Source organism: Lentzea roselyniae (assembly GCF_039537795.1).
Taxonomy (GTDB): Bacteria; Actinomycetota; Actinomycetes; order Mycobacteriales; family Pseudonocardiaceae; genus Lentzea; species Lentzea atacamensis.
In genome coordinates this window covers 1-24943 of sequence record NZ_BAABBE010000056.1, presented here as the reverse complement: position 1 = coordinate 24943, position 24943 = coordinate 1, and the positions used below count along the sequence as shown (strand labels likewise).

Sequence of the window (24943 nt, the reverse complement as noted above, 5' to 3'; positions counted from 1 at the left end):
AGTGTTTCGGTGGTTATAGCGTTGGGGAAACACCCGGTCCCATTCCGAACCCGGTAGTTAAGCCCTTCTGCGCCGATGGTACTGCACTGGTTACGGTGTGGGAGAGTAGGTCGCCGCCGAACTTAATTTAGCCCTGCGGGTTGAGTGCCAAAAGCGCTTCCCGCAGGGCTATTTCACTTTCTGCCGACGTGCAACGACCGTATCGGCGGCGATCCGACAGGCGGAAAAGCCGGTGCGTCCGCCCAGCCACGTCCCTAGCGTCGGACGGATGAGGATCCTCGCGCTGCTGTGCCTCGTCCTGTCCACCACCGCGATCCCAGCTCAGGCCGCACCGATCCGCTGCCCGGCGCCAACCGTCTCCACGTTCCACACCGCCGGCACCTGGTACGAGAACCTGGAGTTCGACGGCAACACGATCTGGCTCTCCAACCTGACCGGCAACCAGATCGAGCAGTACCGCCTCGACGGCACCTTCCTGCAGAAACACGACCTCCGTGCACCCGGCGCCATCCGCAAGGGCCAGGACGGCGTCCTGCACGTCAACTTCGGCAACGACAGCCCCGAAACCCGCCCCCAGCCGTCCGGCGTGGTCCGCCTGACGCCGAAGCCCGTCGTGTGGGTGGGCGGCGACACCCTCAGCTCCGCGAACGGCGCCGAGTTCGACGCCCGCGGCCACCTCTACGTCTCCGACCCGTTCACCGGCCTGTACGAGTTCGACCGCAGAGGCACACTGGTCCGCCGAATCGACCTCGCCTACCCCAACGGCGTCGTCACCGTCGGCAACACCGTCTTCACCAACCTCGTCATCGACCCGGAGTCCGCCATCGTCCGCATCACCGGCAACCGCCAGACCCGCATCGAGCTCGGCGCCCCTGACAAGAACCTCGACGACCTCGCCGTGGGTCCGGACGGCAAGCTCTACGTCACCGCCTATACCAGCGGCGAGCTCATCAAGGTCGACCCGTGGACCGGCGGCCGCTGCGTCCTGCTCAACGGCCTGAAGAACCCGACCGCGGCCCGTTTCCTGCCGGGCACGAAGACCATGTTCGTCACCCACGCCTCCGGCACCGTGCTGAAGGTCCGCCTCTAGAACAGCCTGCTCGCCAGCCACGCAACCGCTTGCGCATCGCAGTCGCGGAGCAGCTCCCGCAGGTTTTCCTCGGCCTTGCGATCCGAGTAGGCAAACCCGAGCTTGGCGATCGTGGCGCCCCACCGGACGTCGTCGTCGACCGCGCCGGCCAGCTCCTGCCACCCACCGCGCAGCCGGTGGAGGTAAGCAGGCCACCGCGTGGCGATTTCGGCGACGGCGACCAGGTGACAGGCCTCCTCAACGTCTGTGGATTCCAGGACTCGCAGGTAAAACTGCCAGGAGTTCAGCAGCCGCTTCTCTTCTCGCACTGACTGCTCAGGCTGGGCCCGCAGCCGGCGCCGCAGGTGCTCTCGGACCTCTGGGTGCCGCTCGATGGCGACAATCTCCCGCTCGACCTCGTACGGTGTCGCTGCCTTGATCACTTCGGCGTCGGCAGTGATGGCAGCCTCGGCGGTGAGTTCGGCGGCCGGCCGTTCGCGGTGTACAGGTCCGAGCTGCGCCAGCAGCACCTGGTCGACGTCGTCCGCGGTGGTGCGCGGCAGCCGCACCGGTAGTTGGACGAGCTTGCGCAGAAACGTCCAACCCGGACTCGGGTCGTCGGGATGCGTCACGATCCTCGCGTCGGCGAGTTCCTTGTAGGCGTTGTCGACGTGTGCCGCGACAACGGTCGTGTCGAGGCCCAGCACGAACTTCGTGGCGGGGAAGTCGTCCGACAAGAACACGTTGATCGCCTCGAACACCTGTGCCGTCGTACGGGGGGTGCATCGGTCGAGATCGTCGATCAGAACGATGAGTTCGTGGTGGTGCACGGCGAGGTCTTTCACCAACGCCTCGACGTCGTGCTGGACGAGGTAGAGGTACCCGGCGCGGGCGTTGTAATACGGGTCGCGAATCAACGGATCCGTTGTGTTGCCTGCGAAGGCGTTGCTGACAACCGGCCCGGCGAACAGCTCGCCCGGCAGGAATGCCGAGGCCCTGGCGAACAGGTATCTCCATCCCGTGTGCAGCAGTCCGGTAGCCGCCAGACCGACGGTCAACCACCAGGCCCAGCCGAGTTTCAGGTTGGTCAGGGTGTTCAGCACCGACAGCCCGAAACCCAGACCTGCGAGTGACAACAGCGGCGAGAAGGTCCGCCTCCACAGCCGGCGCTGGAGGTGGCGGCGGTCCACGCGCTCGGCGTTGCGGCTGAACCAGTATCGCTCACGGATGTTCTGATGCGGCATCATCGCCGCTTCCGCAGCCTCGGTCACGGCCTTCGCGAGCCCTGCCCACACCTGCTCGCTCGACTGGTGCCGCCACGGGTTGAACGACACGACCAGCGGTCTGGCCAGCAGCTTGATCTTCGAGGGTTCGGCCTTCGGCGGCTTCGTCCGCGACCGCCACAACCTGCGGTCTGCGGCGAACACGGTGAGCCTGCGACCAGGAGGGACCTCGGCAGGTGGGGTCGCGAGCCTGTGCTTGACGAGCTCCAGCAGCGTGCTCTTGCCAGAACCCCAGGCGCCCTCCACCGTGATCACGGTCGGCGCATCTTCATCGCCCGGCTTCAGAACGTCTTTGAGTGCCTGCACCAGCGTGCCGCGGTTGAGGAGATCCTCACGCGCCGCCCGGTCGCTGAATCCGCGGGTCACCACCAGGCCGGTCAAGGGTGGAACCGGCAACCGCGGGTTCCAGATGCGCAGCTTGCCCGTCCTGCTGCCGGACACGATGCGGGGCCGTCCATCCGGTCCGGTGTAGGTGAGTAGTACCGAGGTTTGCGCCGCTCCTTCACCCTGTCGCAACTGCTCACCGGTGTCCACATCCCAGAGGCGGATCGTGCCACCGTCGCTCGCCGACACGAGCAGCATCTTCTCGAGTGTGCGGCAGCGGCCCATTGCCGTGACCGGCGTGGTGTGACCCTTCAACCTGCGCAGCTCGCGCCTGTCGTCCCGCTGATGGAGGACGACATCGGCGTGGTCGGCCACGGCGCCGATGTTCCCGATGATCTGGGTCGCGAGGCGGTTCGCTCCGGCCACGATCCAGTGCAGCCGGTTGGTGCCCACGTACCGTTGTCCGGTGTTGGCATGCACCACGGCCTGGTTGCTCCCGAGCGTCACCCTGATCAAGACGTCTTCCCGGACGTCCGCGTTCACTGCGAGTTCCGTGATCGGCTGCTCGAAGTCGACGACGCGCTCCATGGTCATCTGCGAACCGTCGGCTGAGGTCACGCCTGGGAAGGTACCGAGTTTCGTTTCCAGGAGGTTTCTGTCTGCCCGGACTAGTGCGCTTTTGGCGTAACAGGGGTGAAGATGTGGACCATGGAACGCCGAGCCCGCACCTCAGGACTGCGCCGCAGCCGCACGGTCACCACGCCGAGGCTCGGTGAGCTGTTCAACGGCTATCTGGATCCGCAACGCCCGCACGCCGGCGCCTACGACGAAATGTTCTCCACCGACAACGGTGTGCGATCGGCCTATCGCGCGCTGTACGAGTCGGTGGCTCCGTCGCAGGTCAACGAGCTGAACGCGCGTAGCGAAGCCCTGGGCAGGGCCTTCGTCGACCAGGGCATCACGTTCAGTCTCAGCGGCCAGGAGCGGCCGTTTCCGCTCGACCTGATTCCCCGCATCATCACGGCCGGTGAGTGGTCGAAGCTGGAGAAGGGCATCGTGCAGCGGGTGCGGGCGCTGGAGATGTTCCTCGCGGACATCTACGGCGACGCGCAGATCGTCCGAGATGGAGTGTTGCCGCGGCGTCTCATCACGAGCTGCGACCACTTCCACCGGGAGGCGGCCGGCATCAACCCGCCCAACGGGGTGCGCATCCACGTCGCGGGTGTCGACCTCGTCAGGGACGAGCAGGGCACGTTCCGGGTCCTCGAAGACAATCTGCGGTGCCCGTCCGGCGTCTCCTACGTCATGGAGAACCGCAGGACGATGGCGCGGGTGTTCCCGGATCTGTTCGCACGACATCGCGTGCGCGCGGTGGGCGACTACGCGGTTCACCTGCTGCGAGCGCTCAGGAACGCTGCAGCGCCTAACGCGGCGGATCCGAACGTTGTCGTTCTCACCCCCGGCCTGGGGAACAGCGCGTACTTCGAGCACTCGTTGCTGGCACGGCAGATGGGTGTGGAGCTGGTCGAGGGGCGGGACCTGTTCTGCCGCGACAACTTCGTGTACCTCAGGACGACCGAGGGTGAGCGGCAGGTCGACGTCATCTACCGGCGCATCGACGACGACTTCCTCGACCCGGTGCATTTCCGGCCGGACTCGGTGCTGGGCATCGCGGGGCTGCTGAACGCGGCGCGGGCTGGCAACGTCGTGGTGGCCAACGCGGTGGGCAACGGGGTGGCGGACGACAAGCTCGTCTACACGTACCTGCCGGAGATCGTGCAGTACTACCTCAACGAGAAGCCGTTGCTGCCCAACGTCGACACGTTCCGTTGTTGGTTGACGGACGAGCGGGCGCACGTGCTCGACCACCTCGACGAGCTGGTGGTGAAGCCCGTCGAGGGGTCGGGCGGGTACGGGATCGTGTTCGGGCCCGATGCGAGCGTCAAGGAGCTGAACTCGCTGCGGAAGCGGATCAGGAGCAACCCGCGCGGGTGGATCGCGCAGCCCGTGGTGCAGCTGAGCACCGTGCCCACGAAGGTCGGGGACAAGCTGGCTCCGCGGCACGTCGACCTGCGGCCGTTCGCGGTGAACGACGGCAACTTCATCTTCGTCCTGCCCGGCGGCCTCACCCGCGTCGCGTTGCCGGAGGGCAGCCTGGTCGTGAACTCGTCGCAGGGCGGCGGGTCCAAGGACACGTGGGTGCTGGCGGCCAAGTCGTCCACTGTGGAGCGTGAGCTGGCGGAGCCGGGACTGGCCGGACCGTCCGAAATGGAGTCGGCTGCGGCCGAGCAGGGGCCGGAGCTGACCACGTCCCAGCAACAGCAACAACAGCAGCAGTAGGGAGGCGCGCGAAATGCTGGCACGCAACGCGGAGTCGCTGTACTGGATCGGCCGTTACGTCGAACGGGCGGACGACACGGCGCGCATCCTCGACGTCTCGGTTCATCAGCTGTTGGAGGACGCGACGGTCGATCCGGACGCCACGTCACGGCAGCTGCTGACCGTTCTGGGCATCAAGCCGCCGGTCGGGGCGGAGCAGTTCGACGTGTGGTCGTTGACCGAACTGGTGGCCTACAACAAGGACAATCCCAGCTCGATCGTCAGCTCGGTGAACAGTGCGCGGGAGAACACGCGTGGTGCTCGCGAGGTCGTGTCGACCGAAATGTGGGAGTGCCTCAACGGCATGTGGAACGCCGTCGCGGAACGGCAGACCTACGCGCGCACGATGGGGCCGCACGCGTTCTTCAGCTTTGTCGAAGAGCGGGCGGCGATGTTCGCTGGGCTGGCCGACTCCACGATGTCGCGGGATGACGGCTGGCGGTTCCTGGTGCTGGGGCGGTCGGTCGAGCGTGTGGACATGATCGTGCGGTTGTTGCTGGCGCGTGTGGGGGACCGGGCCTCGTCTCCTGGATGGGTCACGGTGCTGCGATCTGCCGGTGCGCACGACACGTATCTGAGGACCTATCGTGGGGCGCTGGACGCGTCGCGGGTGGTGCAGTTCTTGTTGCTGGACAGGCTGTTTCCGCGCTCGGTGTTCCACGCGCTGAGGCAGGCCGAGTCGTGCCTGGAGCAGCTGGAGAACCAGCCGTCGGTGCGGGTCGGGGCGCGAGCCGAGGCGCTCAGGTTGCTGGGCAAGGCGCGCAGTGAGCTGGAGTTCCTGCGGCCGCACGATTTGCTGGACGACCTGCCGAAACGTCTTGCGGCACTGCAGAAAACGGTCCGCGACGTCGGTGAGGCCGTGTCGCAGCAGTACTTCCACGTGGCGCCGTGGGTCGCCTGGACGAACACCGAGGTGGGCTGACCATGAGCTGGCGTGTACGTGTCGTGCACACGACTGGTTATGTGTATGAGGCGCCGGTTGTGCAGTCGTACAACGAGGCGCGGCTGACTCCGCGTGGTGACCGACGGCAGAACGTCGTCGTCTCTCGTGTTGAAACGAATCCGGCGACGCGTGCGTACCGGTACACGGACTACTGGGGCACCGAGGTCACGTCGTTCGACCTGCATGCGCCGCACACGGAGCTGAAGGTCGTCGCGTCGTCGGTGGTCGAGACGAGTGCGGAGATCGAACCGGTCACCACTGGCACGTGGGCGGACGTCAAGGCGGACAGCCTCGTCGACCGGTACACGGAGTTCCTGGAGCCGACGCGCTACACACCGCGCAACCGTGAGCTGCTGACGAAGGCGCGGGAGCTGAAGAAGGGCAACTCGCCGTCGGACGCGGTGCTGGCTGCCTCGCACTGGGTGTGGGAGCAGCTCAAGTACCAGGCCGGCTCGACGGGCGTGCACAGTTCGGCCGTGGACGCGTGGCAGGAGCGCAAGGGCGTCTGCCAGGACTTCGCGCATCTGACGTTGGTTTTGTTGCGCGGTATGGGGATTCCGGCGCGCTATGTGTCCGGCTATCTGCATTCGAAGAAGGACGGTGCGCTGCGAGAGACGGTTCGCGGTGAGTCGCACGCGTGGATCGAGGCGTGGACCGGTGGCTGGTGGGGGTTCGACCCGACCAACGCGATCCCGGTCGGGCCCCGGCACGTGTGGGTGGCGCTGGGACGTGACTACTCGGATGTGGCGCCGTTGAAGGGCATCTACTCCGGTGGGGCGGCTACGGCGCTAGAGGTCACTGTGGACATCACACGGCTGGCATAGGGCTGGTCTTTTTCACCCGAATGAGCCTGTTCTATGGACCTCGGACAAGGCCTAGCGTCGGGTGAATGAGTGTGATCACATCCACCGCGTACAGCAGGGATCTCGGGGACGAGCTGCGCCGGTTGCGAGAGACCTGCACCGGGATGGGCGGCCGCGCGCTGGCCGTCAACCTCGGCTGGGATCCGAGCAAGGTGTCGAACATCGAGCACGGAAAGGTTCGTGCGAGCGAGATCGACCTCGTGCAGTTCCTGACGGCGTGCGGCAAGGACATCGACTACTTCGAGGACTTCCGCCAGCGGTACAAGTACGCGTTCGACGAGTACGTGGTGCAGGTTCCGGGAAACACGCGCACCCTCGCGCTGGCGGAGTCGACCGCCAAGACGATCACCAGCTACGACGCGCGGACAGTGCCGGGCCTCGTGCAAACACCGGAGTACGCCGACGCTCTGTACCGGCTCGGTGGGTTCGTGGCCGAGGAACGAATCCCCATGATCGTCCAGTTCCGCATGGACCGGCAGACGATCCTGCGCCGACACGATCGGCCGACTTGTTTGTTCTACGTCCATGAACTAGCGCTGCTGCAGCGAGTCGGCAGCGACCGGATCATGGAGGACCAGTACGCCCGGCTGCTGTTCGACACGCACATCATCCGGATCGTGCCTGCGGACGTCGTGGTTCCTTCGTCCGGTTGTGTGCTGTGGGAATACGAGAAAGCGGCGCCGGTGGCCTTTGGCGAGACCGATCTCGCGAAGGTGTTCGTGCAAGATCCCGGCGCCATCGCGCGGACGAGGCTTCTCTTCGACCATCTGGAAGAGGTCTCGTTGGATGCGGAACAATCGCGGAGCAGGCTGGCGGAGCTCGTCGGCCGACCGCGAGAGGAACTCGATGATGCAGGACCGCGCTTGGCGTAAGAGCAGCTACAGCGACGCAACCGAGGACGGCAACTGCGTCGAGGTCTCGTTCACCCACGACGTGCTCGTTCGTGACTCCAAGAACGCCGACGCGGGCACGCTGATGTTCAGCGCACCCGCGTGGCGTGCGTTCGTTCAGCGCCAGCCGTGACGTTCGCGTAGGACGTCCACGACACGACCGAAGGCGGCGGGTGCCAGGACGGCACCCTCACGCCGGATGTCGTCGTCCGAGTCGAGCGCGAAAACGCGGTCGAGCCGCAGGTACGACGGGCGGCCGTCGCGGTCCCACGCGCCCGCGCCCAGCTCCAGGTAGTCCTCGCGCGGCTCCTTCGAGGAGAGCATCAGCGCGATCAGGTCGCCGTTCGCGTGGCCCACGACCAGCAGCGGGCGGTCCTTGCCGCGGGAGGCGTCCTCCTCGAACGGCACCCAGGCCCAGACGACCTCACCGGGGTCGGCGTCGCCGTCCATCTGCGGGGAGTAGTCGAGCTTGGTCGCCCGTGCAGCGTCGTAGATCTCGCGGACCGCGCCCTTCGCGGGACGGGGGTCCTCACCGTTGATCAGCACGGACGCACCTTAGACGCGTCACTCGTCGTTGCGCTCCGGGGCGGGGCCGGCGTCCGTCGTGCCGCCGTCCTCCGCCAGTTCGGCGGGTGCGGCGACGGCGGGCCCCGCCGAGATCGCGGCGGGTCCGACGGACCGGACCACCGCCGCCTGTCCCTCCCGGTTGACCCTGATCACGACATCCTGCTCGGTGACGTCGAGCTCGATCACGATGCGCACGTTGATTCCCCTCACGTGGTCAGGACAGGACCGCGAACCGGCTGTCGAAGGTGACCGTGGCGCCGGTCAGGTTCTTGACCGTGATCCAGTACGTGCACTGGGTCGAGCTCGCCCGCTCGACCGCGACGTCCCAGTCCAGCTGCGGTGCGCCGGACACCGCGGACGTGGGCATGACGTACCAGACGACGTGCCACCCGACCGGCCATCCCCAGGTGAACCACCGGTGCGAGGTGTTGGGTGCGAGACTTGCGCTGAACTGCGTTCCGGTCCACATGGCGGCCCCCGATCAGGTGCTGAGAACGTCGTAGCGGCCCTCGAAGCGGACCGTGTGCGGGCTGGAGTTGGTCACGGTGATCCAGTAGGTGGCCTGCGTGGCGCCGGCCCGTTCGACCGCGACCGACCACGAGAGCGTCGGCGTGCCGGGGCAGATCAGCGTCGGCATGATCGTCCACAGCACGTGCCAGTTCGCCGGCCAGCCGAAGGTGAACCACCGGTGGCTCGTGTTGCCCGCGATGGTCCCGAAGAACTGCGTGCGCGGCGGCCGGGTCAGGCAGTTGAAGTACGGCGGCGGCCCGCTCGCACCAGCCGCCCTGAGCTGCAGCTGTGTGCGGTACCGCGCGAGCACCGAGTTCGTCTCGCTGTACGTCGGGTCGAAGGTCAGCCCGCCGCCGAATGACCGGTAGAACACGTCCGCGCCGGTCGGCACCAGGCTCGCGGCGGGGTCGCCCTGCACCGACGCCCACGTCGCCCGCGGCACCGGGTTCGGGAAAAGTGCCGGGTCGACCACGTACGTCTCACCGGTCGTGAGTGTGAGCGTCGGCGCCACGTGCCAGCCCCAGCGAACGTTGCAGTCCGGCTTGTTGAAGCTGACCACGCGCAGGTCGCCGTAGATCCACACCTTGTCCGGCTGCACCCCGGCGCCGATCATCAACCGGCACATCTCGTGAGCGCGCCCCCAGCACCCGTCGTCGGGATACGTGAAAGGAATTCCCGGTGCGATCGGGTTCGCGGAACACGCCGTGCGATTGTTGACGAGGGTGAACATCTCGTTCGCCTTGGCGAGCGTCACCGGTGTTCCGAGAACTTCGCTCTCACCGGCCTCCACGCTTTCCGCGCGCACTTTTGGGTCTGGCCGGACGTCGATGATCTCGTGCTCGTCGAGGGTTTCCGTGACGAGCACCGGCTCCTGGCTCTCGTACGCCCGGCGCAGCGCGGCCAGCAACTCGCCGAAGTCCGGGTTGCCGCGCGACAGCCGATGCCGCGCCTGCGAGACGACCAGCTCGACGTCGACTCCGTCGTCGCTTTCCCGCAGGTCACCGACCACGACCGGCAGCGGGCACAGCAGCTCGACGATCGCTCCCGTGCGGGGATCCACCTCCACGTAGGCGGTCAGCCCTGCCGCGCGCATCTCCTCCAGCGCGGCCAGCCAGCCCGTCGCCCGGGAATCCTCGAGGTCCAGCCGGGCACTGCTGCCGCCGGCGAACACCACGGCGCGATATCGCGTTTCCGCGGCCGCTGTGGCCGTCAACTCGCTGACTTCTTCAACCAGAACGTTTTCGCGCGGCATCGGTGAATTTTATGGCGGGAGCGCATTACGCGCACAGAGCCGAAAGCCCCGGTCGGCCCATGTCAATTCTCAATTTGTTGAGCCAACGGAGTGATTTGTGGCCGGTCGGGCTAACGAAGCCGGGCTCCGGGCGAGGGCTCCGGGCGGACCTGGTCACGGGGTCTCGACCGGCCAGTGGTGCAGGGCACACCGGCCGCTATGGGACCATAAGGGGACACCCGTCCGATTTCGTGCTGAGGACTACCTTGACCACGTTCGCCGACACGACGTTCACGTCGCCGGAGCTCATCCGGAACTTCTGCATCATCGCGCACATCGACCACGGCAAGTCGACCCTGGCCGACCGGATGCTGCAGATCACCGGCGTCGTCGAGGCGCGGGCGATGCGCGCTCAGTACCTCGACCGCATGGATATCGAGCGGGAGCGCGGTATCACCATCAAGGCGCAGAACGTGCGCCTTCCGTGGCAGGTCGACGGGCAGGACCACGTCCTGCACATGATCGACACGCCTGGCCACGTCGACTTCACCTACGAGGTGTCCCGCGCTCTGGAGGCCTGTGAGGGCGCCGTGCTGCTGGTCGACGCCGCGCAGGGCATCGAGGCGCAGACGCTCGCCAACCTGTACCTGGCGATGGAGAACGACCTCACCATCATCCCGGTGCTGAACAAGATCGACCTGCCCGCCGCGGACCCGGACAAGTACGCGAAGGAGATCGCGCACATCACCGGCTGTGAGCCGGAGGACGTGCTGCGCGTCTCCGCGAAGACCGGTGTCGGCGTCGGCGAGCTGCTGAACGAGGTCGTGAAGAAGGTCCCGGCCCCGGTCGGCGAGGCGGACGCCCCGGCCCGCGCCATGATCTTCGACTCGGTCTACGACACCTACCGCGGCGTCGTGACGTACATCAGGGTGGTCGACGGCAAGATCACGCCGCGCGAGCGCATCAAGATGATGTCGACGGGTGCCACCCACGAGATCCTTGAGGTCGGCATCATCTCGCCTGAGCCGAAGCCGTCGCGCGGCCTCGGCGTCGGCGAGGTGGGCTACCTGATCACCGGCGTGAAGGACGTGCGCCAGTCGAAGGTCGGCGACACGGTCACGTCCGAGAAGAAGGGCGCCACCCAGCCGCTGGCCGGCTACCGCGAGCCGCGCCCGATGGTCTACTCGGGCCTCTACCCGGTCGACGGCTCCGACTACCCCGAGCTCCGTGAGGCGCTGGAGAAGCTGCAGCTCAACGACGCGGCTCTGACGTTCGAGCCGGAGACGTCGGCCGCACTGGGCTTCGGTTTCCGCTGCGGCTTCCTCGGTCTGCTGCACCTGGAGATCACCCGCGACCGCCTGGAGCGCGAGTTCGGCCTCGACCTCATCTCCACGGCCCCGAACGTCGTCTACCGCGTGATCATGGAAGACGGCACCGAGCACGTCGTGACGAACCCGTCCGACTGGCCGGAGGGCAAGCGCGCCGAGGTGTACGAGCCCGTCACCAGGTGCACGATCATCGCGCCGTCCGACTACATCGGCGCGATCATGGAGCTCTGCCAGTCCAAGCGCGGCATGCTGGGCGGCATGGACTACCTGTCCGAGGACCGCGTCGAACTGCGCTACACGATGCCCCTCGGCGAGATCATCTTCGACTTCTTCGACTCGCTGAAGTCCCGCACGCGCGGCTACGCGTCGCTGGACTACGAAGAGTCCGGCGAGGCCGAGGCGGAGCTGGTCAAGGTCGACATCCTGCTGCAGGGCGAGGCCGTCGACGCGTTCTCCGCGATCGTGCACAAGGACCACGCGTACGGCTACGGCACGCGCATGGCGACCAAGCTGCGCGAGCTGATCCCGAGGCAGCAGTTCGAGGTGCCGATCCAGGCCGCGATCGGTTCCCGCGTGATCGCGCGCGAGACGATCCGCGCGATCCGCAAGGACGTTCTGGCCAAGTGCTACGGCGGTGACATCACCCGTAAGCGCAAGCTGCTGGAGAAGCAGAAGGAAGGCAAGAAGCGCATGAAGATGGTGGGGCGCGTGGAGGTGCCGCAGGAGGCCTTCGTCGCCGCACTGTCCACTGAGGAGCCGAAGGGCAAGAAGTAGGGCTCACCGGTTCACGCGGTAGGTCAGGTGCGTGAACCCGTTGCCCGTCCGCGACTCCACCTGCTCGAGATCGAGCGCCGGCACGCCCTCGAACAACCGCGTGCCGGCGCCGAGCGTGATGGGCACGATGCGCAGCCGCAGCTCGTCGATCAGGCCTGCCTTGAGGTACTGGTTGACGGTGGTCGCGCCACCGTGGATGGAGATGTTGCCGTCGCCGGCCGCTTCGCGCGCGAGCTTGAACGCGGCTTCGATGCCATCGGTGACGAAGTGGAACGTGGTGCCGCCCTCCATCGGCTGCGGTTCGCGCGGGTGGTGGGTGAGCACGAAGACCGGTGCGTGATACGGCGGGTTGTCGCCCCACCAGCCGTTCCACTGGCGATCCCACTCGCCGCGCACGGGGCCGAACATGTTGCGGCCCATGATGAACGCCTTGGTCTGGGCCAGCTTGTCCATCTGCAGCTGCCGCTCGTCGGGGTCTTCGAACCAGGCGTGGAGCCTGCTGCCCCAGCCGTCGCCGCCGTCGTCGCCGAACGGACGGTCCTCGGACTGGTTGAGGCCGGCGGAGTAGCCGTCGAGGGAAATCGTCAGGTCGCACGTCACCTTGGGCATCGGACCAGCGTGGACCTCGTCGCGGTGTGACGTCCATTGGCAAACCTGCGGGGCCTGCGTCGACATCGTTTATGTGGCTTGGCATCCTTGGTGGTACGGGTTCCGTCATCGTCGATGTGGGGCTGCAGCCTGCAGTCGCTGCCTGCCCGCCCCCTTCCTTCTGGCGCGGCGAAGATGACCATGTTTTCGGGACATCTACTAGACGCGGCCAGGCGTGGATTGGGACATCGTTCACCCGTCCGAGTGCTTCTCTTGGCTGAAACCGCCGAGGTCGTGGGACGTGTCGACGCGGCGACCGACGAGCTGGCGGCGCAGGTCGGGCTGCAGGCGGGGCGGGTTCGGCTGGCTGCCAACGCCTCCGCGCTGGCCACGATGGTGCCGCGGGCGGCAGGAGTGCTGGCTCAGGAGCATCCGGGCCTGAGCTGTCCCTGTTCGAAGAGCACCCCGTCGAGGCGTTGCAGATGCTGCGGCACGGGGAGATCGACGTCGCGCTGGTGTTCCGGTTCGCCGGCGTGCCGGTCGACGAGGGGTTCCGGTTCGTGCACATCGGGGACGACCCTCTGCACCTCATCAGCTCCCGCCCTGACGACAGCGTCGCAGACCACTCGGGCTCTGCCTGGATCGGCGGGTGCGAGCGGTGTCAGGAGGAGCTGGACGCGGTGTGCCGGAGCTTCGGCTTCACGCCGCGGATCGCGTCGCACGGCGATGACATGGTTGTGGTGCAAGCACTTGTGGCCGACGGTGCCGGGGTGGCGCTGCTGCCGGGGCTCGCGCTGCAGGCCCACCGCCGGCCGGACGTGTGTGCGACCGAGATTCCCGGATTCCGCGGCAGATCTCCGCGGGACCTACGGCGACCCGCCGGCCATCGCGGCCGTCGTTGCTGCTTTGGCAACGTAGGTTGCCGTTCCGGCACGGTCGCGAGCATCTTGGGTGTCATGACGACTGCACAGGAGTTCTGGGAGACCTTCTACTCGGAGCGGGACCAGGTGTGGTCCGGCAAGCCGAATCCGTTGCTGGTGCGGGAAGCCGAGCGCCTCACGCCCGGCAGCGCGCTCGACATCGGGTGCGCTGAGGGCGGTGACGTCGTGTGGCTGGCCAAGAGGGGCTGGCGGGTGCTCGGCGTGGACGTGTCGCAGGTGGCGCTGGACCGGGCGTTGAAGCACGCCTACGACGAGGGCGTCGAAATCGCGGTGGAACGGCACGACCTCAAGGAGACGTTCCCGGCCGGCGAGTACGACCTGGTCAGCGCTCAGTTCCTGCACTCACCGGTGGAGGAGGACGGGGAGCGCAACAGCATCCTGAAGCGGGCTTCGGAGGCGGTGGCGCCGGGCGGGCACCTGATCATCGGCGGGCACGCCGGGGCGCCGTCGTGGTCGGAGCACCAGGACTACTACTTCCCGACGACCAAGGACGTGCTGGACCACCTGAAGCTGGCGGACAACTGGATCGTCATCACCGACGAGGTGGTGGGGCGGCCGCTGGTGGGGCCGGACGGTCAGGAGGAGACGCGCTTGGACAACGTCCTCACGCTCAAGCGGTTGTACTAGAAACGCAAAGGCCACCCGCGGCAACGCTGCCGGGGTGGCCCACTCATGTTCCCTGTCAGGCGGAACGGATCAGCCGGTCCATGGCCTGACGGTTGATGATCGAACGGAGCTCGCTCGTCTCCTCGGCGCTGTGGCGGGAGATGATGGCGTCCAGCTCGAGGCGGTCGCTGTCGGAGGTGTAGCTGGCCAACTGCCGCTCCAGGCTCCGGCGCTTCAGTCGAGCGTCACGGCGGGAGGCCAGGCTCGAGCGCAGGGACTTCACGGACAGGTCGTGGCGGGTCATCGTGTCCTTCCAATCTTGGTTACGATTCGATAATACACCCTGCTCAGCCGACCTGTACCGATGAAGAAGGTTAGTTAACTCACGAACTCGTCGAGCAACCTCAGCGCGGTCGCGTACTTGGCCTGCAGGCGCTCCTGCACAGCGGCGTCCAGACGGGCCATCCGCGCGGGGGAGAGGTTGTCGGCGATGTCCGCCCGCTTCACGGTCACCGCCAACGGGTTCGCGGCCACCCGGCGCAGATAGTCGGCCTGGGGCTCGTCCGGCAGGTGCGACAACGCCACGACGGCGTCGACCACGGCAGCAGGGCATCCGCGGGACAACAACTCCGAAGCGGTCACCGGGGTGTCCTCGATGACGTCGTGCAGAACGGCGGCCATCTGCGCGTGTTCGCCCGATACGGATGCCATCACGCGCAACGGATGTCCGATGTAGGGCCGGCCCGACTTGTCGACCTGGCCGTCGTGGGCGGCGGTGGCGATCGTGATCGCGTCTTCGAGGGTGAACACGCGCATCAAGCTAAATCAAGGCTTGACCCGGTGCAGTGGTCTAGTCCATTTTTAGTCCAACTCACAGCATGGCCGCCGCATGATGTGTGGAGGTGGACCATGTCCAAGACCAGACGAGCAGCCATAGCGCTGCTGTCCGCGCTGCTTGCCTGCGCCGGTCTGGTGTTGGTGATCAACGGCAACGCCGCAGCCGCGAACCTCGCGGCCAACAGCGGCTTCGAGGCCGGCAACCTGAGTGGCTGGACCTGTACCGAGGGCACGAGCGTCAGCACGAGCACGAAGCGCACCGGCAGTTACGCGCTCCAAGGGGCGCCGGCCGGGCAGAGCAACGCGAAGTGCCAGCAAACCGTGACGGTGCAACCGAACACGGCCTACAAGCTGAGCGCGTGGGTGCAGGGCAGTTACGTCTACCTCGGCGTGAACGGTGGCGCGCAAACCTGGACGCCGGGCACCAGCGGTTTCCAGCAGCTCACCGTCGACTTCAACAGTGGAGCGGCGACCAGCGTGACGATCTATGTGCACGGTTGGTACGGCCAGCCCGCCTACTACGCCGACGACGTCAGCCTCGACGGTCCCGGCACGCCGCCGACGACCACGAGCACGACGACGACCACCACGACCACTACCACCACCACGACGACCAGCAACCCGCCGAACACCGGTCTGCCCAAGCACGTTCTGACGGGCTACTGGCAGAACTTCTACAACGGTGCGCGCGCTCTGAGGCTGGCTGACGTCCCCACCACCTACGACATCGTTGCGGTGGCGTTCGCCGACGCGACGTCGACGCCCGGTGCGGTCGCGTTCAACCTCGACTCCGGCCTCAGCAGCCAGCTCGGCGGCTACACCGACGCGCAGTTCCGCGCCGACATCAAGACCCTGCAGGGGCGCGGGCAGAAGGTGATCATCTCGGTCGGCGGTGAGCTCGGCACGATCCGCGTCGACAACTCCGCCGCGGCGACCAACTTCGCCAACAGCGTCAAGAGCCTGATCTCCACCTACGGGTTCAACGGCGTCGACATCGACCTGGAGAACGGCGTCAACGCCACCTACATGGCGCAGGCGCTGCGCAGCATCCACGCCGGTGGCGGCACCGTGATCACGATGGCACCGCAGACGATCGACATGCAGAACACCAGTGCCGAGTACTTCAAGCTGGCGTTGTCGATCAAGGACATCCTGACGATCGTCAACATGCAGTACTACAACTCCGGCACGATGCTCGGCTGCGACCAGCAGGTCTACGGCCAGGGCACGGTGAACTTCCTGACCGCGCTCGCGTGCATCCAGCTGCAGAACGGCCTGCGTCCCGACCAGGTCGGTCTCGGCCTGCCCGCGTCGCCGTCCGGAGCCGGTGGCGGTTACCAGTCGCCGACCAACGTCAACAACGCGCTCAGCTGTCTCGCCCGCGGCACCAGCTGCGGGACGTTCAAGCCGAGCACGACCTGGCCGTCGATCCGCGGCGCCATGACCTGGTCGATCAACTGGGACGCGTCGAACAACTGGCAGTTCGCCAACACGGTCGCCCCTCATCTGGACTCCCTGCCCTAGATGATGGCCCGTCCGTCGTAACCGCGGGTGAAGCCCCTGTTTCCTTGCGTCATCAAGGACACAGGGGCTTTACCGGGCATCCATCGCCCGATCCAACTAGGTTGTGCTCATGTTCCACACGCTCGCCGTGCCCGTGATCGCCGCGCCGATGGCGGGCGGCGCCTCCACCCCCGAGCTGGTCGCCGCGGTGAGCGAAGCCGGCGGGTTCGGGTTCCTCGCGGCCGGTTACCTCACCGTCGAGCAGCTCGCGGACAGGATCGGCCAGACGAGCCAGCTCACGAGCAAGCCGTTCGGGGTCAACCTCTTCGTGCCCGGCACCCGGCCGACCGCCGACATCTCGTCCTACGTGGATCGTGTCAAGGCCTGCGCGAAGAAGGTCGGCGCGGTGCCCGGCGATCCGCGCTGGGACGACGACAACTACGGGGCCAAGCTCGAACTGGTGCTGGCGCTGCGGGTTCCGGTGGTGTCGTTCACGTTCGGGCTGCCCGACGTGGACGACGTGCAGCGGCTCAAGGCGACCGGCACCACGATCGTCGTCACGGTCACCACGCCCAGCGAGGCCCGGCAGGCTCAGCAGATCGGCGCGGACGTCCTGTGCGTGCAGGGCGCGGACGCCGGAGCGCACCGCGGCACGTTCACCGACGACGGCATCTCGCCCGGCGGTGGCGAGCTGTACGGGACGCTGGCCGCGTTGACGCTCGTCCGCAACGCCGTCGATCTTCCGGTGATCGCGACCGGTGGGCTCATGAACGGCGCCGACGTCGCCGCGGTGCTGGCGGCGGGGGCGGTCGCGGCGCAGCTCGGCACCGCGTTCCTCGGCTGCCCGGAGGCGGGAACCTCTGCGGCGCACCGGGAAGCACTCGCGGAAGGGGCCCGCCGGACGGCGCTCACGCGGGCGTTCAGCGGACGTCCGGCGCGAGGGCTCGTGAACCGGTTCCTGATCGAGCACACCCCGCACGCGCCCGCCGCGTACCCGAACGTGCACCACCTCACGAAGCCGGTGCGCGCTACCGGTGAGCTTGAGGTCATGTCGCTGTGGGCCGGCACCACCTACCCGCTCGCGACGGCCGAACCGGCGGCCGACATCGTGCGAAGGCTCCACGCGGAGCTCATCGAAGTGGTCAATTCCTTGGCGGAGCGCTTCAAGCGCAGCTAAGAAGGAGGGCGTGACCTCGCTCTCCGATGAGACCTTCCAGGCGATGATGGACTGGTCGCCGATGTTCGCGACGCTCGTGGGCGTGCCCGGCTGGGACGACCGGCTCGAAGACCTCAGCGTCGACGGCCACCAGGCCCTGCGCGCCAGGCTGGCGGACATCCTCCGCCGCGTCGACTCCAGCGACGAGAGCCAGGTCGCAAAGGACGTGATCAGGCACCAGGCGACCTCGATCATCACCAAGATCGACGCCAGGCTGGTCGAGCACACCGTGTCCCGCGGGTTGAACGCGCCGGTCGCGGTACTGCTCAGGAGGGCGTCCCACGTCGACTTCTCGCAGCGGCGGCACCTCGTGCCCCGCTTCCTCGACCAGGCCACGGAGCGGCTGCGCAACACCGACCGCAGGCCGTTGCGCCGGTTGGTCGAGAGCGGGGCGGCCCACGTCGAACGCTTCCTCACCGGGCCGGTTCAGGAGTGGGAGGGCGACGCGGACCTGCGTCCGGCGTTCGCCCGGTACCGCGAGTTCCTGCTCTCACTGGACGGGCGCGACGACGAGCACGCGGGCATCTGCTGGCTGCCGGAGGGCGAGGAGAACTACCGCAAGCTGGTCCGCGACTACACGACCGCCTCGTACACCCCGCCCGAGCTGCACCAGCTCGGGCTCGACCTGATCGCGGCGTTGCGCGAGGAGTACGCCGAGATCGGCTCACGCGTCTGGGGCACGACCGACGTGCCGGAGATCTTCCGCCGGTTGCGCACGGAGCTGTTGTGGGACAACGAGGACGACATGCTCGCGAGTGCGGTGGAGGCCGTCGCGCGGGCCGAGGCCGAGGCGCCCAACTGGTTCGGGCGGCTGCCGAAGGCGCGTTGCGAGGTCCGGTTCGTGCCGGAGATGGACCGCGAGAGCGCTCCGTTCGCGTACTACGAGGACGCCGCGCTGGACGGCTCCCGTCCCGGCACGTACTTCGCGAACCCGTTGCGCGCCACTGAACGCAGCCGCACGGTGTCCGAGGTCACGGCGTTTCACGAGGCGATTCCCGGCCACCACTTCCAGCTCTCGATCGCCGCCGAGACCGAGCTGAGCAACGTGCGCAAGTTCGCGTTCATCGACTCCTATCTGGAGGGCTGGGGCCTCTACACCGAGCGGCTGGCCGACGAGATGGGCCTGTACTCGTCCGACGAGCAGCGTCTCGGCATGCTCGGCCTCGACGCGATGCGCGCCGGGCGGCTCGTCGTCGACACGGGCCTGCACGCGTTCGGGTGGTCCAGGCAGAAAGCCGTCGACTACCTGCGCGACAACACCACGATGGACCACACGGAGATCAACTCCGAGGTCGACAGGTACATCGAGACGCCGGGACAGGCGCTCGCGTACATGGTGGGGCGCCTGGAGATCCAGCGGTTGCGCGGTGAGGCCGAGGCAGCGATGGGTGATCGGTTCGACATCAAGGCGTTCCACGACCTGGTGCTGGAGAACGGCGTGGTGCCGCTGTCCACCCTGGGCGATCTTGTCACCACGTGGTCTAGGAGGGCCTGATGTCGCTCGCGGATGAGATGTTCCAGGCGTCCATGGACTGGTCGCCGCTGGCATCCACGATGTACGGCCTGCCGGGGTGGGACGACAAGCTGGAAGACCTGAGCGTGGAGGGCGAGCAGGCGCTGCGGGCGCGGATCGCCGACATCCTGCGCAGGGCCGGCACGAGCGACGAGGATCCCGTCACGCTCGCCGTCATCCGGCACCAGGGCGAGTCGATCGTGACCCGCATCGACGCCAGGCTGATCGAGCACACCGTGGCGACCGGGTTGAGCGCACCGGTCAACGGCCTGCTCATGCTCGCGTCGCAGCTCGACATGTCGCAGCGGCTCGACAAGTTCGCCCGCTACATCCAGCAGGCGGGCGAACGGGTCAAGAACTCCGACCGCAGGCCGCTGCGCCGTCACCTCCAGGCCGCCACGACGCGCCTGGAGAGGTTCCTGGCCGCACCCACGCAGGAGTGGGAAGGGGACTTCTCGACGGAGATCCGCTCGGCCATCGCCGGGTTCCGCGACGTGCTGACCTCGATCGAGGACGGCCGCGGCGACGACAGGCCGGGACTGTGCTGGCTGCCGGACGGCGAGCAGAACTACCTCAAGCTGGTCCGTGACAACACGACCACCTCGCACACCCCGGACGAGTTGCACCGGCTGGGTCTCGACCTGGTCGCCTCGTTGCGCGAGGAGTACGCGGAGATCGGTTCACGGCTGTGGGGCACGAGCGACGTGCCTGAGATCTTTCACAGGCTGCGCACAGAACTGTTGTGGAACAACGAAGACGAGATGATCGCCAGCGCCGTGGAGGCGATCGCACGCTCCGAGGCTGAGGCGCCGAAGTGGTTCGGCCGCATGCCGAAGGTGGGCTGCCAGGTGCGCGCCGTCGACGAGGCGGAACGCGAAACCGCGGGCATCGCGTTCTACCTGCCCGCCCCGCTGGACGGCAGCAGGCCCGGCACGTACTGGCTCAACCCTCTGGGCGCCACCCAGCGCAGCCGGACCCTGTCCGAGGCGACGGCGTTCCACGAGGCGGTGCCCGGCCACCACTACCAGCTGTCGATCGCGGCCGAGACCGACATGCACAACATCCGCAGGTTCGCGTTCATCGTGGCCTACCTCGAAGGCTGGGGCCTCTACACCGAACGGCTCGCAGACGAGATGGGCCTCTACTCGTCGGACGAGCAACGCCTCGGGATGCTGGGCCTCGACGCGATGCGCGCCGGGCGGCTGGTGGTCGACACGGGCCTGCACGCGTTCGGGTGGACTCGGCAGCAGGCTGTCGACTACCTGCGCGAGAACACGGTGATGCCTGAGCCCGAGATCAACGCCGAGATCGACAGGTACATCGAGATGCCCGGCCAGGCACTGGCGTACATGGTGGGGCGCCTGGAGATCCAGCGGTTGCGCGCGGAGGCCGAGGAGAAGCTGGGCGATCGGTTCGACGTGAAGGCGTTCCACGACCTGGTGGTGGGGAGCGGCGCGGTGCCGCTCCCCGTCCTCGGTGATCTGGTTACCGCTTGGACTGCTGCTTCTGCATGACGGAGTTGCGCTTCGAGTAGGCGAAGTAGATGACGAGGCCGATCAGGAACCAGACCGCGAACCGCAGCCAGGTCTCCGGCGTGAGGAACGTGATCAGCCAGATCGAGAACACCACGCCGATGATCGGGACCACCGGCATGCCCGGCGTCCTGAACGTGCGCGGCAGGTCGGGCTGCTTGTAGCGCAACACGATCACGGCGATGCAGACGACGACGAACGCCAGCAGGATGCCGATGTTGGTGAGCTCGGCGGCCTCCGCGATCGGCAGGAAACCGGCGATGACCGCGGAGGCCACGCCCAGCACCCAGGTGATGCGCGACGGGACGTGCTTCACCGGGTGCGTCTTCGCGAACCATCGGGGCAGAAGGCCGTCGCGGCTCATCGAGAAGCCGACGCGGGCCGCGCCAAGGAGGAACGTGAAGAGCACGGTCGTGATGCCGAGGATCGCGCCGACGCTGATGATGATGCCCAGCCAGTGGAAGCCGATGTCCGCGAACGCCGTGGCGAACGCGCTTTCCGAGTCGACGTCCTTGTAGTTGACCATGCCGGTCAGCACGAGGCACGCCAGCACGTAGAGGACCATCGAGATCGCCAGCGAGTAGATGATCGCCTTGGGCATGTGCCGCTGCGAGTCCTTCGACTCCTCGGCGGCTGTGCTCATGGCGTCGTAGCCGAACACCGCGAAGAAGACCGTTGCGGCACCGGTGAAAGCGCCCGTCAGTCCAAACGGGAAGAACGGGTTGTAGTTGTCGGTGTTGATGTGGAAGACACCGACCACGATCACCAGCAGCACCACGGCGATCTTCAGGTACACCAGGGTGGTCTCGAACCGAGCCGCGTTCTTCATGCCCATGTTCAGCACGTACGCGATCAGCAGGCACAGCACGACCGCGAACAGGTTCACCTTGTACGTGCCCGCGGCGACGTCGGCGCCCTCGGTACCCGGTGCGCCCAGCATCCATTGGGGCAGCTGGATGTTTAGCAGACTCAGCAGTTCCGTGAAGTAGCCCGAGATGCCGATCGCGACCACCGCCACGATCGCGGTGTACTCCAGCAGCAGGTCCCAGCCGATGAACCAGCCGACGATCTCGCCCAGGACCGCGTAGCCGTAGGTGTAGGCACTGCCCGCCTTGGGGATCAGGCCGGCGAACTCCGCGTAGGAGAACGCCGCCGCGGCGCTCGCGACACCGGCCACGAGGAACGAGATCAGCACGGCCGGGCCGGCGGTCTTGTTCGCGACGGCTCCCGCGAGCGAGAAGATGCCCGCGCCGATGATGCCGCCGATGCCGATCGCGGTCAGCTGCCACAGGCCCAGCGTTCTGGTGAGCCCGTCGCCCTTGTCCTCCGCGATCTGGTCGATGGGCTTGCGCCTGAAGACGCCCTGCGCGGTACTCATGCTTCAGCTCCCTCGATGAAGGTGGGTCCGGGCGAACCTATGCGCGTCAACTGTCACGCGGTTTGTCCGAACCCACCAATCAAGGGATCCACTTTTGGCCGATCGAGCTGTTTACCTACTCGCGCGTGAAGACGATCTTCCCGGCGGTCTCGCCTTCCAGCATCGACCTGAGGCCCTGCTCGGCGTCCTCGAACTTGAGCTCCGCACCGATCTGCGGCTTGAGGCCGTTGAGCGCGCAGAACTGGATGAGATCGCCCAGCTCCTCGCGCGTGCCCATGGTCGAGCCGACCACGCGCAGCTGCAGGAAGAACAACCGCTGCAGCTCGGCCGCCGTCGCGTCACCGGACGTGGCGCCGGAGATCACGACGATGCCGCCGGGCTTGAGCGCCTTCATCGAGTGCGACCAGGTGGCCTTGCCGACGGTCTCGAACACCGCGTCGACCCGTTCGGGCAGGCGCGCGCCGGACTCGAAGGTCTGGTGGGCGCCGAGGGACGCCGCCAGCGCGCGCTTCTCCTCGGTGCGGCCGGTGACCCAGACGCGGAAGCCGGCGGCACGGCCGAGCTGGATGAGCGCGGTCGACACGCCGCCCGACGCGCCCTGCACGAGCATCGTCTGGCCGGGGCGCAGGCCCGACTTCACGAACAGCATCCGGTAGGCGGTCAGCCAGGCCGTGCCCATGCAGGCGGCCTCGGCGAACGACAGGTCCACCGGCTTGGGCAGCGCGTTGCGGGCGGGAACGGTGACGTAGTCGGCGAACGTGCCCTGGTGCTTCTCGGTCAGCAGCGTTCGCTTCGGGTCGAGCGTCTCCTCGCCCGACCAGTTCGGGTCGCCGATGACCGAGTGCAGCACCACCTCGGTGCCGTCGTCGAGGGTGCCGGCGCCGTCGCAGCCCAGGATCATCGGGAACTGCTCCGGCTTGATGCCGACGCCGCGCAACGTCCACAGGTCGTGCATGTTGAGGCTGGCCGCCTTGACCGCGACGCGCACCCACCCGGCGGGGACCTCGGGCTCTGGGCGCTCGCCGACTCGAAGCGAGGCCAGCGGGTTCTCGGGACTGGGTTCTGCTGCGTAAACGGCGAACATGGTTCGCAACATACCTACCGTGCACCTGGTCAAATGCCGTGACACCGGTCACGAGACTAGGGTGGGGCGGGTGGACTGGCTGGTGCAGTGGTGGGACGGGGTCGAGCTGTGGGTCGTGCAGCTGCCCGTCGCCGTGCAGTTCCCCGTCGTGATGATCGTGGTGTTGCCGCTCTGCCTGGGCGTGGCGCGGTTGATCGACCGCGTCGCGGACTGGGGCGCGAAGAACCCGGCGTCGGGTTCCGACCTGGCCCCGGAGCCCGAGCCTGAGCCCGAGTCGGAGAAGGTCGCCGCGTGAGTCCTGGTCGTCGCCTGACCGTCGCACTGGTCGGGCTCGTCGCTCTGGTCGTGATCGGGTGGTTCGTCAAGGACAACACGTCCGGGCCGCCTCCCGGCGTCTCGAAGCCGGTCGTCACGAGTGCCGCGCAGGCCGAGAAGGTGCCCGGCGCCAACTCGGGCCTCGACATCGAGCCGCTGTCGAAGCTGCCGGCCGAGGCCTCCGCGACCTGGAAGCTGATCGAGTCGAAGGGCCCGTTCCCGTACCCGCGCAACGACGGCGTGACGTTCGAGAACCGGGAGAAGCGACTGCCGCAGCAGAAGTCCGGGTACTACAAGGAGTACACGGTGCCGACGCCGGGCAGTCCCGACCGCGGTGCACGCCGGCTCGTGACCGGTGCGGGAAAGGAAGTCTTCTACACCGCCGACCACTATTCGTCGTTCGTCGTCGTGGATGTGACGAAATGAAACGGCACATTCTCGTTTCGGAGAAGTCCGCGGCGATCTCGGCCATTGCCGAGGCGTTGGACTTTCCATCCTGGTTCGGGCAGAACCTGGACGCGTTGTACGACAGCCTGACCGACCTGTCGTGGCTGCCCGCGGGCGAGTACGTGCTGGTCGTGCCGGTCGATTTGGACTCTTCCGTTTCGGGCGTGCTGCGTGACGCTGCGAAACGGACCGCTGAATCAGGTGACCGGAAACTGCGCGTCATTCGCACAGAACGGTGACAGGGGCTGCGCTTCTCCCGTCTGGAGTGGACAGTGCAGCTCCATGGGAACGCAATTCCGCCGTTTGAGCTGTGCGCTCGGCGTCGTAGCAGTTGTTGGTGTGCTTTGCCCCGCCGCGTCGTTCGCTGGTGACCCCGACTGCTCCCAGGAGGAGCCCTTCACCCCGTTCGACACGATCGACGGCGACAACCCGGTGACGATGCAGAACGGTCGCGTGATCGAGCTGCGCGCGTCGAACAAGTCCAAGTGCGCGTGGGGCCGCATCTCCTACGGCACGCCCGGTGAGGAGATCTGGACGGACCGCAAGGACCCCTCGGCCAACGAGCACGAGGGGTTCCTCGGGTACACACGGATCGACTCGGGTAGCGCGAAGTACACCGACGCGTTCAAGAACGACGGCAAGGTGATGCGCGCCTGCGGGTCGTCGCAGGGCGTCATCGAGTGCACGGGCTGGTTCTAGTACTACAGCCGCAGGCCGTGATCTTTGAGTCGTCGCTGGTAGTGGCATTGCCGGGCGCGGTGTTGGTGGCGTCGTCGCCAGTGTGACCAGGCCTCGGTGTGTGAACGCGGGTGCGGGGTGAAG

At 67.2% G+C, this 24943-nt stretch carries 26 protein-coding genes and 1 rRNA gene; 17 read left to right on the top strand and 10 right to left on the bottom strand.

The window, feature by feature from the left end; all coding sequences use genetic code 11:
* The first annotated feature begins 5 nt into the window (after positions 1–5).
* Both rrf and ABFX45_RS43710 read left to right on the top strand, forming a co-directional pair.
* Positions 6–122, top strand: a 5S ribosomal RNA gene (rrf, locus tag ABFX45_RS43715).
* Positions 123–268: 146 nt separating this feature from the next.
* The gene (locus ABFX45_RS43710; protein ID WP_346137017.1) at positions 269–1090 is read left to right on the top strand and encodes an SMP-30/gluconolactonase/LRE family protein; all 822 of its coding nucleotides are present in this window, start codon (positions 269–271) and stop codon (positions 1088–1090) included.
* On the opposite strand, the gene ABFX45_RS43705 is transcribed toward ABFX45_RS43710, so the two are convergent.
* The gene (locus ABFX45_RS43705) at positions 1087–3294 is read right to left on the bottom strand and encodes a P-loop NTPase fold protein (protein WP_346137014.1); all 2208 of its coding nucleotides are present in this window, start codon (positions 3292–3294) and stop codon (positions 1087–1089) included. The two genes, ABFX45_RS43710 and ABFX45_RS43705, sit on opposite strands and share 4 nt — an antisense overlap.
* Before the next feature lie 90 nt (positions 3295–3384).
* Here ABFX45_RS43705 and ABFX45_RS43700 point away from each other — a divergent pair, with 90 nt between their 5' ends.
* The 5 genes from ABFX45_RS43700 (at position 3385) to ABFX45_RS43680 (ending at position 7884) form a co-directional block, all read left to right on the top strand.
* Positions 3385–5016, top strand: a complete 1632-nt coding sequence (locus ABFX45_RS43700) for a circularly permuted type 2 ATP-grasp protein (RefSeq protein WP_233440301.1) — start codon at positions 3385–3387, stop codon at positions 5014–5016.
* 13 nt (positions 5017–5029) lie between these two features.
* Positions 5030–5977 (top strand): alpha-E domain-containing protein, encoded by a 948-nt coding sequence (locus tag ABFX45_RS43695; protein WP_109642887.1) that lies wholly within the window; start codon positions 5030–5032, stop codon positions 5975–5977.
* Positions 5978–5979: 2 nt separating this feature from the next.
* Entirely contained in the window at positions 5980–6822 is an 843-nt protein-coding gene (locus ABFX45_RS43690) for a transglutaminase family protein (protein WP_109642890.1), read from the top strand.
* 65 nt (positions 6823–6887) lie between these two features.
* Positions 6888–7733 carry a helix-turn-helix domain-containing protein gene (locus ABFX45_RS43685; RefSeq protein WP_112229080.1) on the top strand — a complete coding sequence of 282 codons (846 nt, stop codon included), beginning with the start codon at positions 6888–6890 and terminating at the stop codon, positions 7731–7733.
* A complete protein-coding gene (locus ABFX45_RS43680; protein WP_325049724.1) occupies positions 7711–7884 on the top strand; it encodes a DUF397 domain-containing protein in 174 nt (57 codons plus the stop codon). Before ABFX45_RS43685 ends, ABFX45_RS43680 begins: the two co-directional genes overlap by 23 nt.
* Here ABFX45_RS43680 and ABFX45_RS43675 read toward each other — a convergent pair.
* From ABFX45_RS43675 to ABFX45_RS43660, 4 genes are read right to left on the bottom strand one after another with little or no spacing between them, the layout of a single operon-like run.
* Positions 7869–8297, bottom strand: a complete 429-nt coding sequence (locus ABFX45_RS43675) for a type II toxin-antitoxin system PemK/MazF family toxin (RefSeq protein WP_211337800.1) — start codon at positions 8295–8297, stop codon at positions 7869–7871. The genes ABFX45_RS43680 and ABFX45_RS43675 overlap by 16 nt on opposite strands.
* 18 nt (positions 8298–8315) lie before the next feature.
* Positions 8316–8513: a hypothetical protein gene (locus tag ABFX45_RS43670; RefSeq protein ID WP_346137010.1), complete on the bottom strand. Its 198-nt coding sequence runs from the start codon at positions 8511–8513 to the stop codon at positions 8316–8318.
* A gap of 19 nt (positions 8514–8532) precedes the next feature.
* The gene (locus ABFX45_RS43665) at positions 8533–8787 is read right to left on the bottom strand and encodes a hypothetical protein (protein WP_112229083.1); all 255 of its coding nucleotides are present in this window, start codon (positions 8785–8787) and stop codon (positions 8533–8535) included.
* Positions 8788–8799: 12 nt separating this feature from the next.
* Positions 8800–10080, bottom strand: a complete 1281-nt coding sequence (locus ABFX45_RS43660; protein WP_346137008.1) for a protein-glutamine glutaminase family protein — start codon at positions 10078–10080, stop codon at positions 8800–8802.
* A gap of 245 nt (positions 10081–10325) precedes the next feature.
* On the opposite strand from ABFX45_RS43660, the gene lepA reads away from it, so the two are divergent.
* Positions 10326–12161, top strand: coding sequence for a translation elongation factor 4 (gene lepA / locus ABFX45_RS43655; RefSeq protein ID WP_109642901.1), 1836 nt, complete (start codon positions 10326–10328; stop codon positions 12159–12161).
* A gap of 3 nt (positions 12162–12164) precedes the next feature.
* On the opposite strand, the gene ABFX45_RS43650 is transcribed toward lepA, so the two are convergent.
* Complete coding sequence (locus ABFX45_RS43650) at positions 12165–12770, bottom strand: dihydrofolate reductase family protein (RefSeq protein ID WP_346137005.1); 606 nt, start codon at positions 12768–12770, stop codon at positions 12165–12167.
* 461 nt (positions 12771–13231) lie between these two features.
* On the opposite strand from ABFX45_RS43650, the gene ABFX45_RS43645 reads away from it, so the two are divergent.
* Complete coding sequence (locus tag ABFX45_RS43645) at positions 13232–14317, top strand: methyltransferase domain-containing protein (RefSeq protein WP_346137003.1); 1086 nt, start codon at positions 13232–13234, stop codon at positions 14315–14317.
* Positions 14318–14372: 55 nt separating this feature from the next.
* Here the strand turns inward: ABFX45_RS43645 and ABFX45_RS43640 are convergent, their stop codons facing one another.
* Positions 14373–14600 (bottom strand): hypothetical protein, encoded by a 228-nt coding sequence (locus ABFX45_RS43640; protein WP_109642908.1) that lies wholly within the window; start codon positions 14598–14600, stop codon positions 14373–14375.
* A gap of 74 nt (positions 14601–14674) precedes the next feature.
* On the bottom strand, positions 14675–15106 hold the full coding sequence (locus tag ABFX45_RS43635) for an HD domain-containing protein (protein WP_233440302.1): 432 nt from the start codon (positions 15104–15106) through the stop codon (positions 14675–14677).
* Positions 15107–15205: 99 nt separating this feature from the next.
* Between ABFX45_RS43635 and ABFX45_RS43630 the strand changes: the two genes are divergently transcribed.
* The 4 genes from ABFX45_RS43630 to ABFX45_RS43615 all read left to right on the top strand — a co-directional run bounded on the left by ABFX45_RS43630 (position 15206) and on the right by ABFX45_RS43615 (position 20879).
* The gene (locus ABFX45_RS43630) at positions 15206–16657 is read left to right on the top strand and encodes a chitinase (RefSeq protein WP_112229084.1); all 1452 of its coding nucleotides are present in this window, start codon (positions 15206–15208) and stop codon (positions 16655–16657) included.
* Between the two features lie 109 nt (positions 16658–16766).
* Positions 16767–17813 (top strand): nitronate monooxygenase, encoded by a 1047-nt coding sequence (locus ABFX45_RS43625; RefSeq protein WP_109642914.1) that lies wholly within the window; start codon positions 16767–16769, stop codon positions 17811–17813.
* Positions 17814–17823: 10 nt separating this feature from the next.
* Positions 17824–19347, top strand: coding sequence for a DUF885 domain-containing protein (locus tag ABFX45_RS43620; protein WP_346136999.1), 1524 nt, complete (start codon positions 17824–17826; stop codon positions 19345–19347).
* Complete coding sequence (locus ABFX45_RS43615) at positions 19347–20879, top strand: DUF885 domain-containing protein (RefSeq protein WP_346136997.1); 1533 nt, start codon at positions 19347–19349, stop codon at positions 20877–20879. Before ABFX45_RS43620 ends, ABFX45_RS43615 begins: the two co-directional genes overlap by 1 nt.
* Here the strand turns inward: ABFX45_RS43615 and ABFX45_RS43610 are convergent.
* Positions 20851–22275 carry an amino acid permease gene (locus tag ABFX45_RS43610; RefSeq protein ID WP_112229085.1) on the bottom strand — a complete coding sequence of 475 codons (1425 nt, stop codon included), beginning with the start codon at positions 22273–22275 and terminating at the stop codon, positions 20851–20853. The two genes, ABFX45_RS43615 and ABFX45_RS43610, sit on opposite strands and share 29 nt — an antisense overlap.
* A gap of 115 nt (positions 22276–22390) precedes the next feature.
* The gene (locus ABFX45_RS43605) at positions 22391–23359 is read right to left on the bottom strand and encodes a zinc-binding dehydrogenase (protein ID WP_109642918.1); all 969 of its coding nucleotides are present in this window, start codon (positions 23357–23359) and stop codon (positions 22391–22393) included.
* Positions 23360–23429: 70 nt separating this feature from the next.
* Here ABFX45_RS43605 and ABFX45_RS43600 point away from each other — a divergent pair, with 70 nt between their 5' ends.
* From ABFX45_RS43600 to ABFX45_RS43585, 4 genes are read left to right on the top strand one after another with little or no spacing between them, the layout of a single operon-like run.
* Entirely contained in the window at positions 23430–23654 is a 225-nt protein-coding gene (locus ABFX45_RS43600; protein ID WP_109642921.1) for a hypothetical protein, read from the top strand.
* Complete coding sequence (locus ABFX45_RS43595) at positions 23651–24100, top strand: guanyl-specific ribonuclease (RefSeq protein WP_109642923.1); 450 nt, start codon at positions 23651–23653, stop codon at positions 24098–24100. Before ABFX45_RS43600 ends, ABFX45_RS43595 begins: the two co-directional genes overlap by 4 nt.
* Entirely contained in the window at positions 24097–24360 is a 264-nt protein-coding gene (locus ABFX45_RS46720) for a barstar family protein (protein ID WP_109642926.1), read from the top strand. The genes ABFX45_RS43595 and ABFX45_RS46720 overlap by 4 nt, the downstream gene beginning before the upstream one ends.
* A gap of 43 nt (positions 24361–24403) precedes the next feature.
* A complete protein-coding gene (locus ABFX45_RS43585) occupies positions 24404–24820 on the top strand; it encodes a hypothetical protein (protein ID WP_146231936.1) in 417 nt (138 codons plus the stop codon).
* Positions 24821–24943: the final 123 nt, after the last annotated feature.

What these genes read in the sequence shown, in the direction of transcription:
- ABFX45_RS43710 (WP_346137017.1), top strand. Translation starts at nt 269, where the DNA reads ATGAGGATCCTCGCGCTGCTGTGCCTCGTCCTGTCCACCACCGCGATC.
- ABFX45_RS43700 (WP_233440301.1), top strand. Translation starts at nt 3,385, where the DNA reads ATGGAACGCCGAGCCCGCACCTCAGGACTGCGCCGCAGCCGCACGGTC.
- ABFX45_RS43695 (WP_109642887.1), top strand. Translation starts at nt 5,030, where the DNA reads ATGCTGGCACGCAACGCGGAGTCGCTGTACTGGATCGGCCGTTACGTC.
- ABFX45_RS43690 (WP_109642890.1), top strand. Translation starts at nt 5,980, where the DNA reads ATGAGCTGGCGTGTACGTGTCGTGCACACGACTGGTTATGTGTATGAG.
- ABFX45_RS43685 (WP_112229080.1), top strand. Translation starts at nt 6,888, where the DNA reads ATGAGTGTGATCACATCCACCGCGTACAGCAGGGATCTCGGGGACGAG.
- ABFX45_RS43680 (WP_325049724.1), top strand. Translation starts at nt 7,711, where the DNA reads ATGCAGGACCGCGCTTGGCGTAAGAGCAGCTACAGCGACGCAACCGAG.
- ABFX45_RS43665 (WP_112229083.1), bottom strand. Translation starts at nt 8,787, where the DNA reads ATGTGGACCGGAACGCAGTTCAGCGCAAGTCTCGCACCCAACACCTCG.
- ABFX45_RS43660 (WP_346137008.1), bottom strand. Translation starts at nt 10,080, where the DNA reads ATGCCGCGCGAAAACGTTCTGGTTGAAGAAGTCAGCGAGTTGACGGCC.
- ABFX45_RS43650 (WP_346137005.1), bottom strand. Translation starts at nt 12,770, where the DNA reads ATGCCCAAGGTGACGTGCGACCTGACGATTTCCCTCGACGGCTACTCC.
- ABFX45_RS43645 (WP_346137003.1), top strand. Translation starts at nt 13,232, where the DNA reads ATGCTGCGGCACGGGGAGATCGACGTCGCGCTGGTGTTCCGGTTCGCC.
- ABFX45_RS43640 (WP_109642908.1), bottom strand. Translation starts at nt 14,600, where the DNA reads ATGACCCGCCACGACCTGTCCGTGAAGTCCCTGCGCTCGAGCCTGGCC.
- ABFX45_RS43630 (WP_112229084.1), top strand. Translation starts at nt 15,206, where the DNA reads ATGTCCAAGACCAGACGAGCAGCCATAGCGCTGCTGTCCGCGCTGCTT.
- ABFX45_RS43625 (WP_109642914.1), top strand. Translation starts at nt 16,767, where the DNA reads ATGTTCCACACGCTCGCCGTGCCCGTGATCGCCGCGCCGATGGCGGGC.
- ABFX45_RS43615 (WP_346136997.1), top strand. Translation starts at nt 19,347, where the DNA reads ATGTCGCTCGCGGATGAGATGTTCCAGGCGTCCATGGACTGGTCGCCG.
- ABFX45_RS43610 (WP_112229085.1), bottom strand. Translation starts at nt 22,275, where the DNA reads ATGAGTACCGCGCAGGGCGTCTTCAGGCGCAAGCCCATCGACCAGATC.
- ABFX45_RS43605 (WP_109642918.1), bottom strand. Translation starts at nt 23,359, where the DNA reads ATGTTCGCCGTTTACGCAGCAGAACCCAGTCCCGAGAACCCGCTGGCC.
- ABFX45_RS46720 (WP_109642926.1), top strand. Translation starts at nt 24,097, where the DNA reads ATGAAACGGCACATTCTCGTTTCGGAGAAGTCCGCGGCGATCTCGGCC.
- ABFX45_RS43585 (WP_146231936.1), top strand. Translation starts at nt 24,404, where the DNA reads ATGGGAACGCAATTCCGCCGTTTGAGCTGTGCGCTCGGCGTCGTAGCA.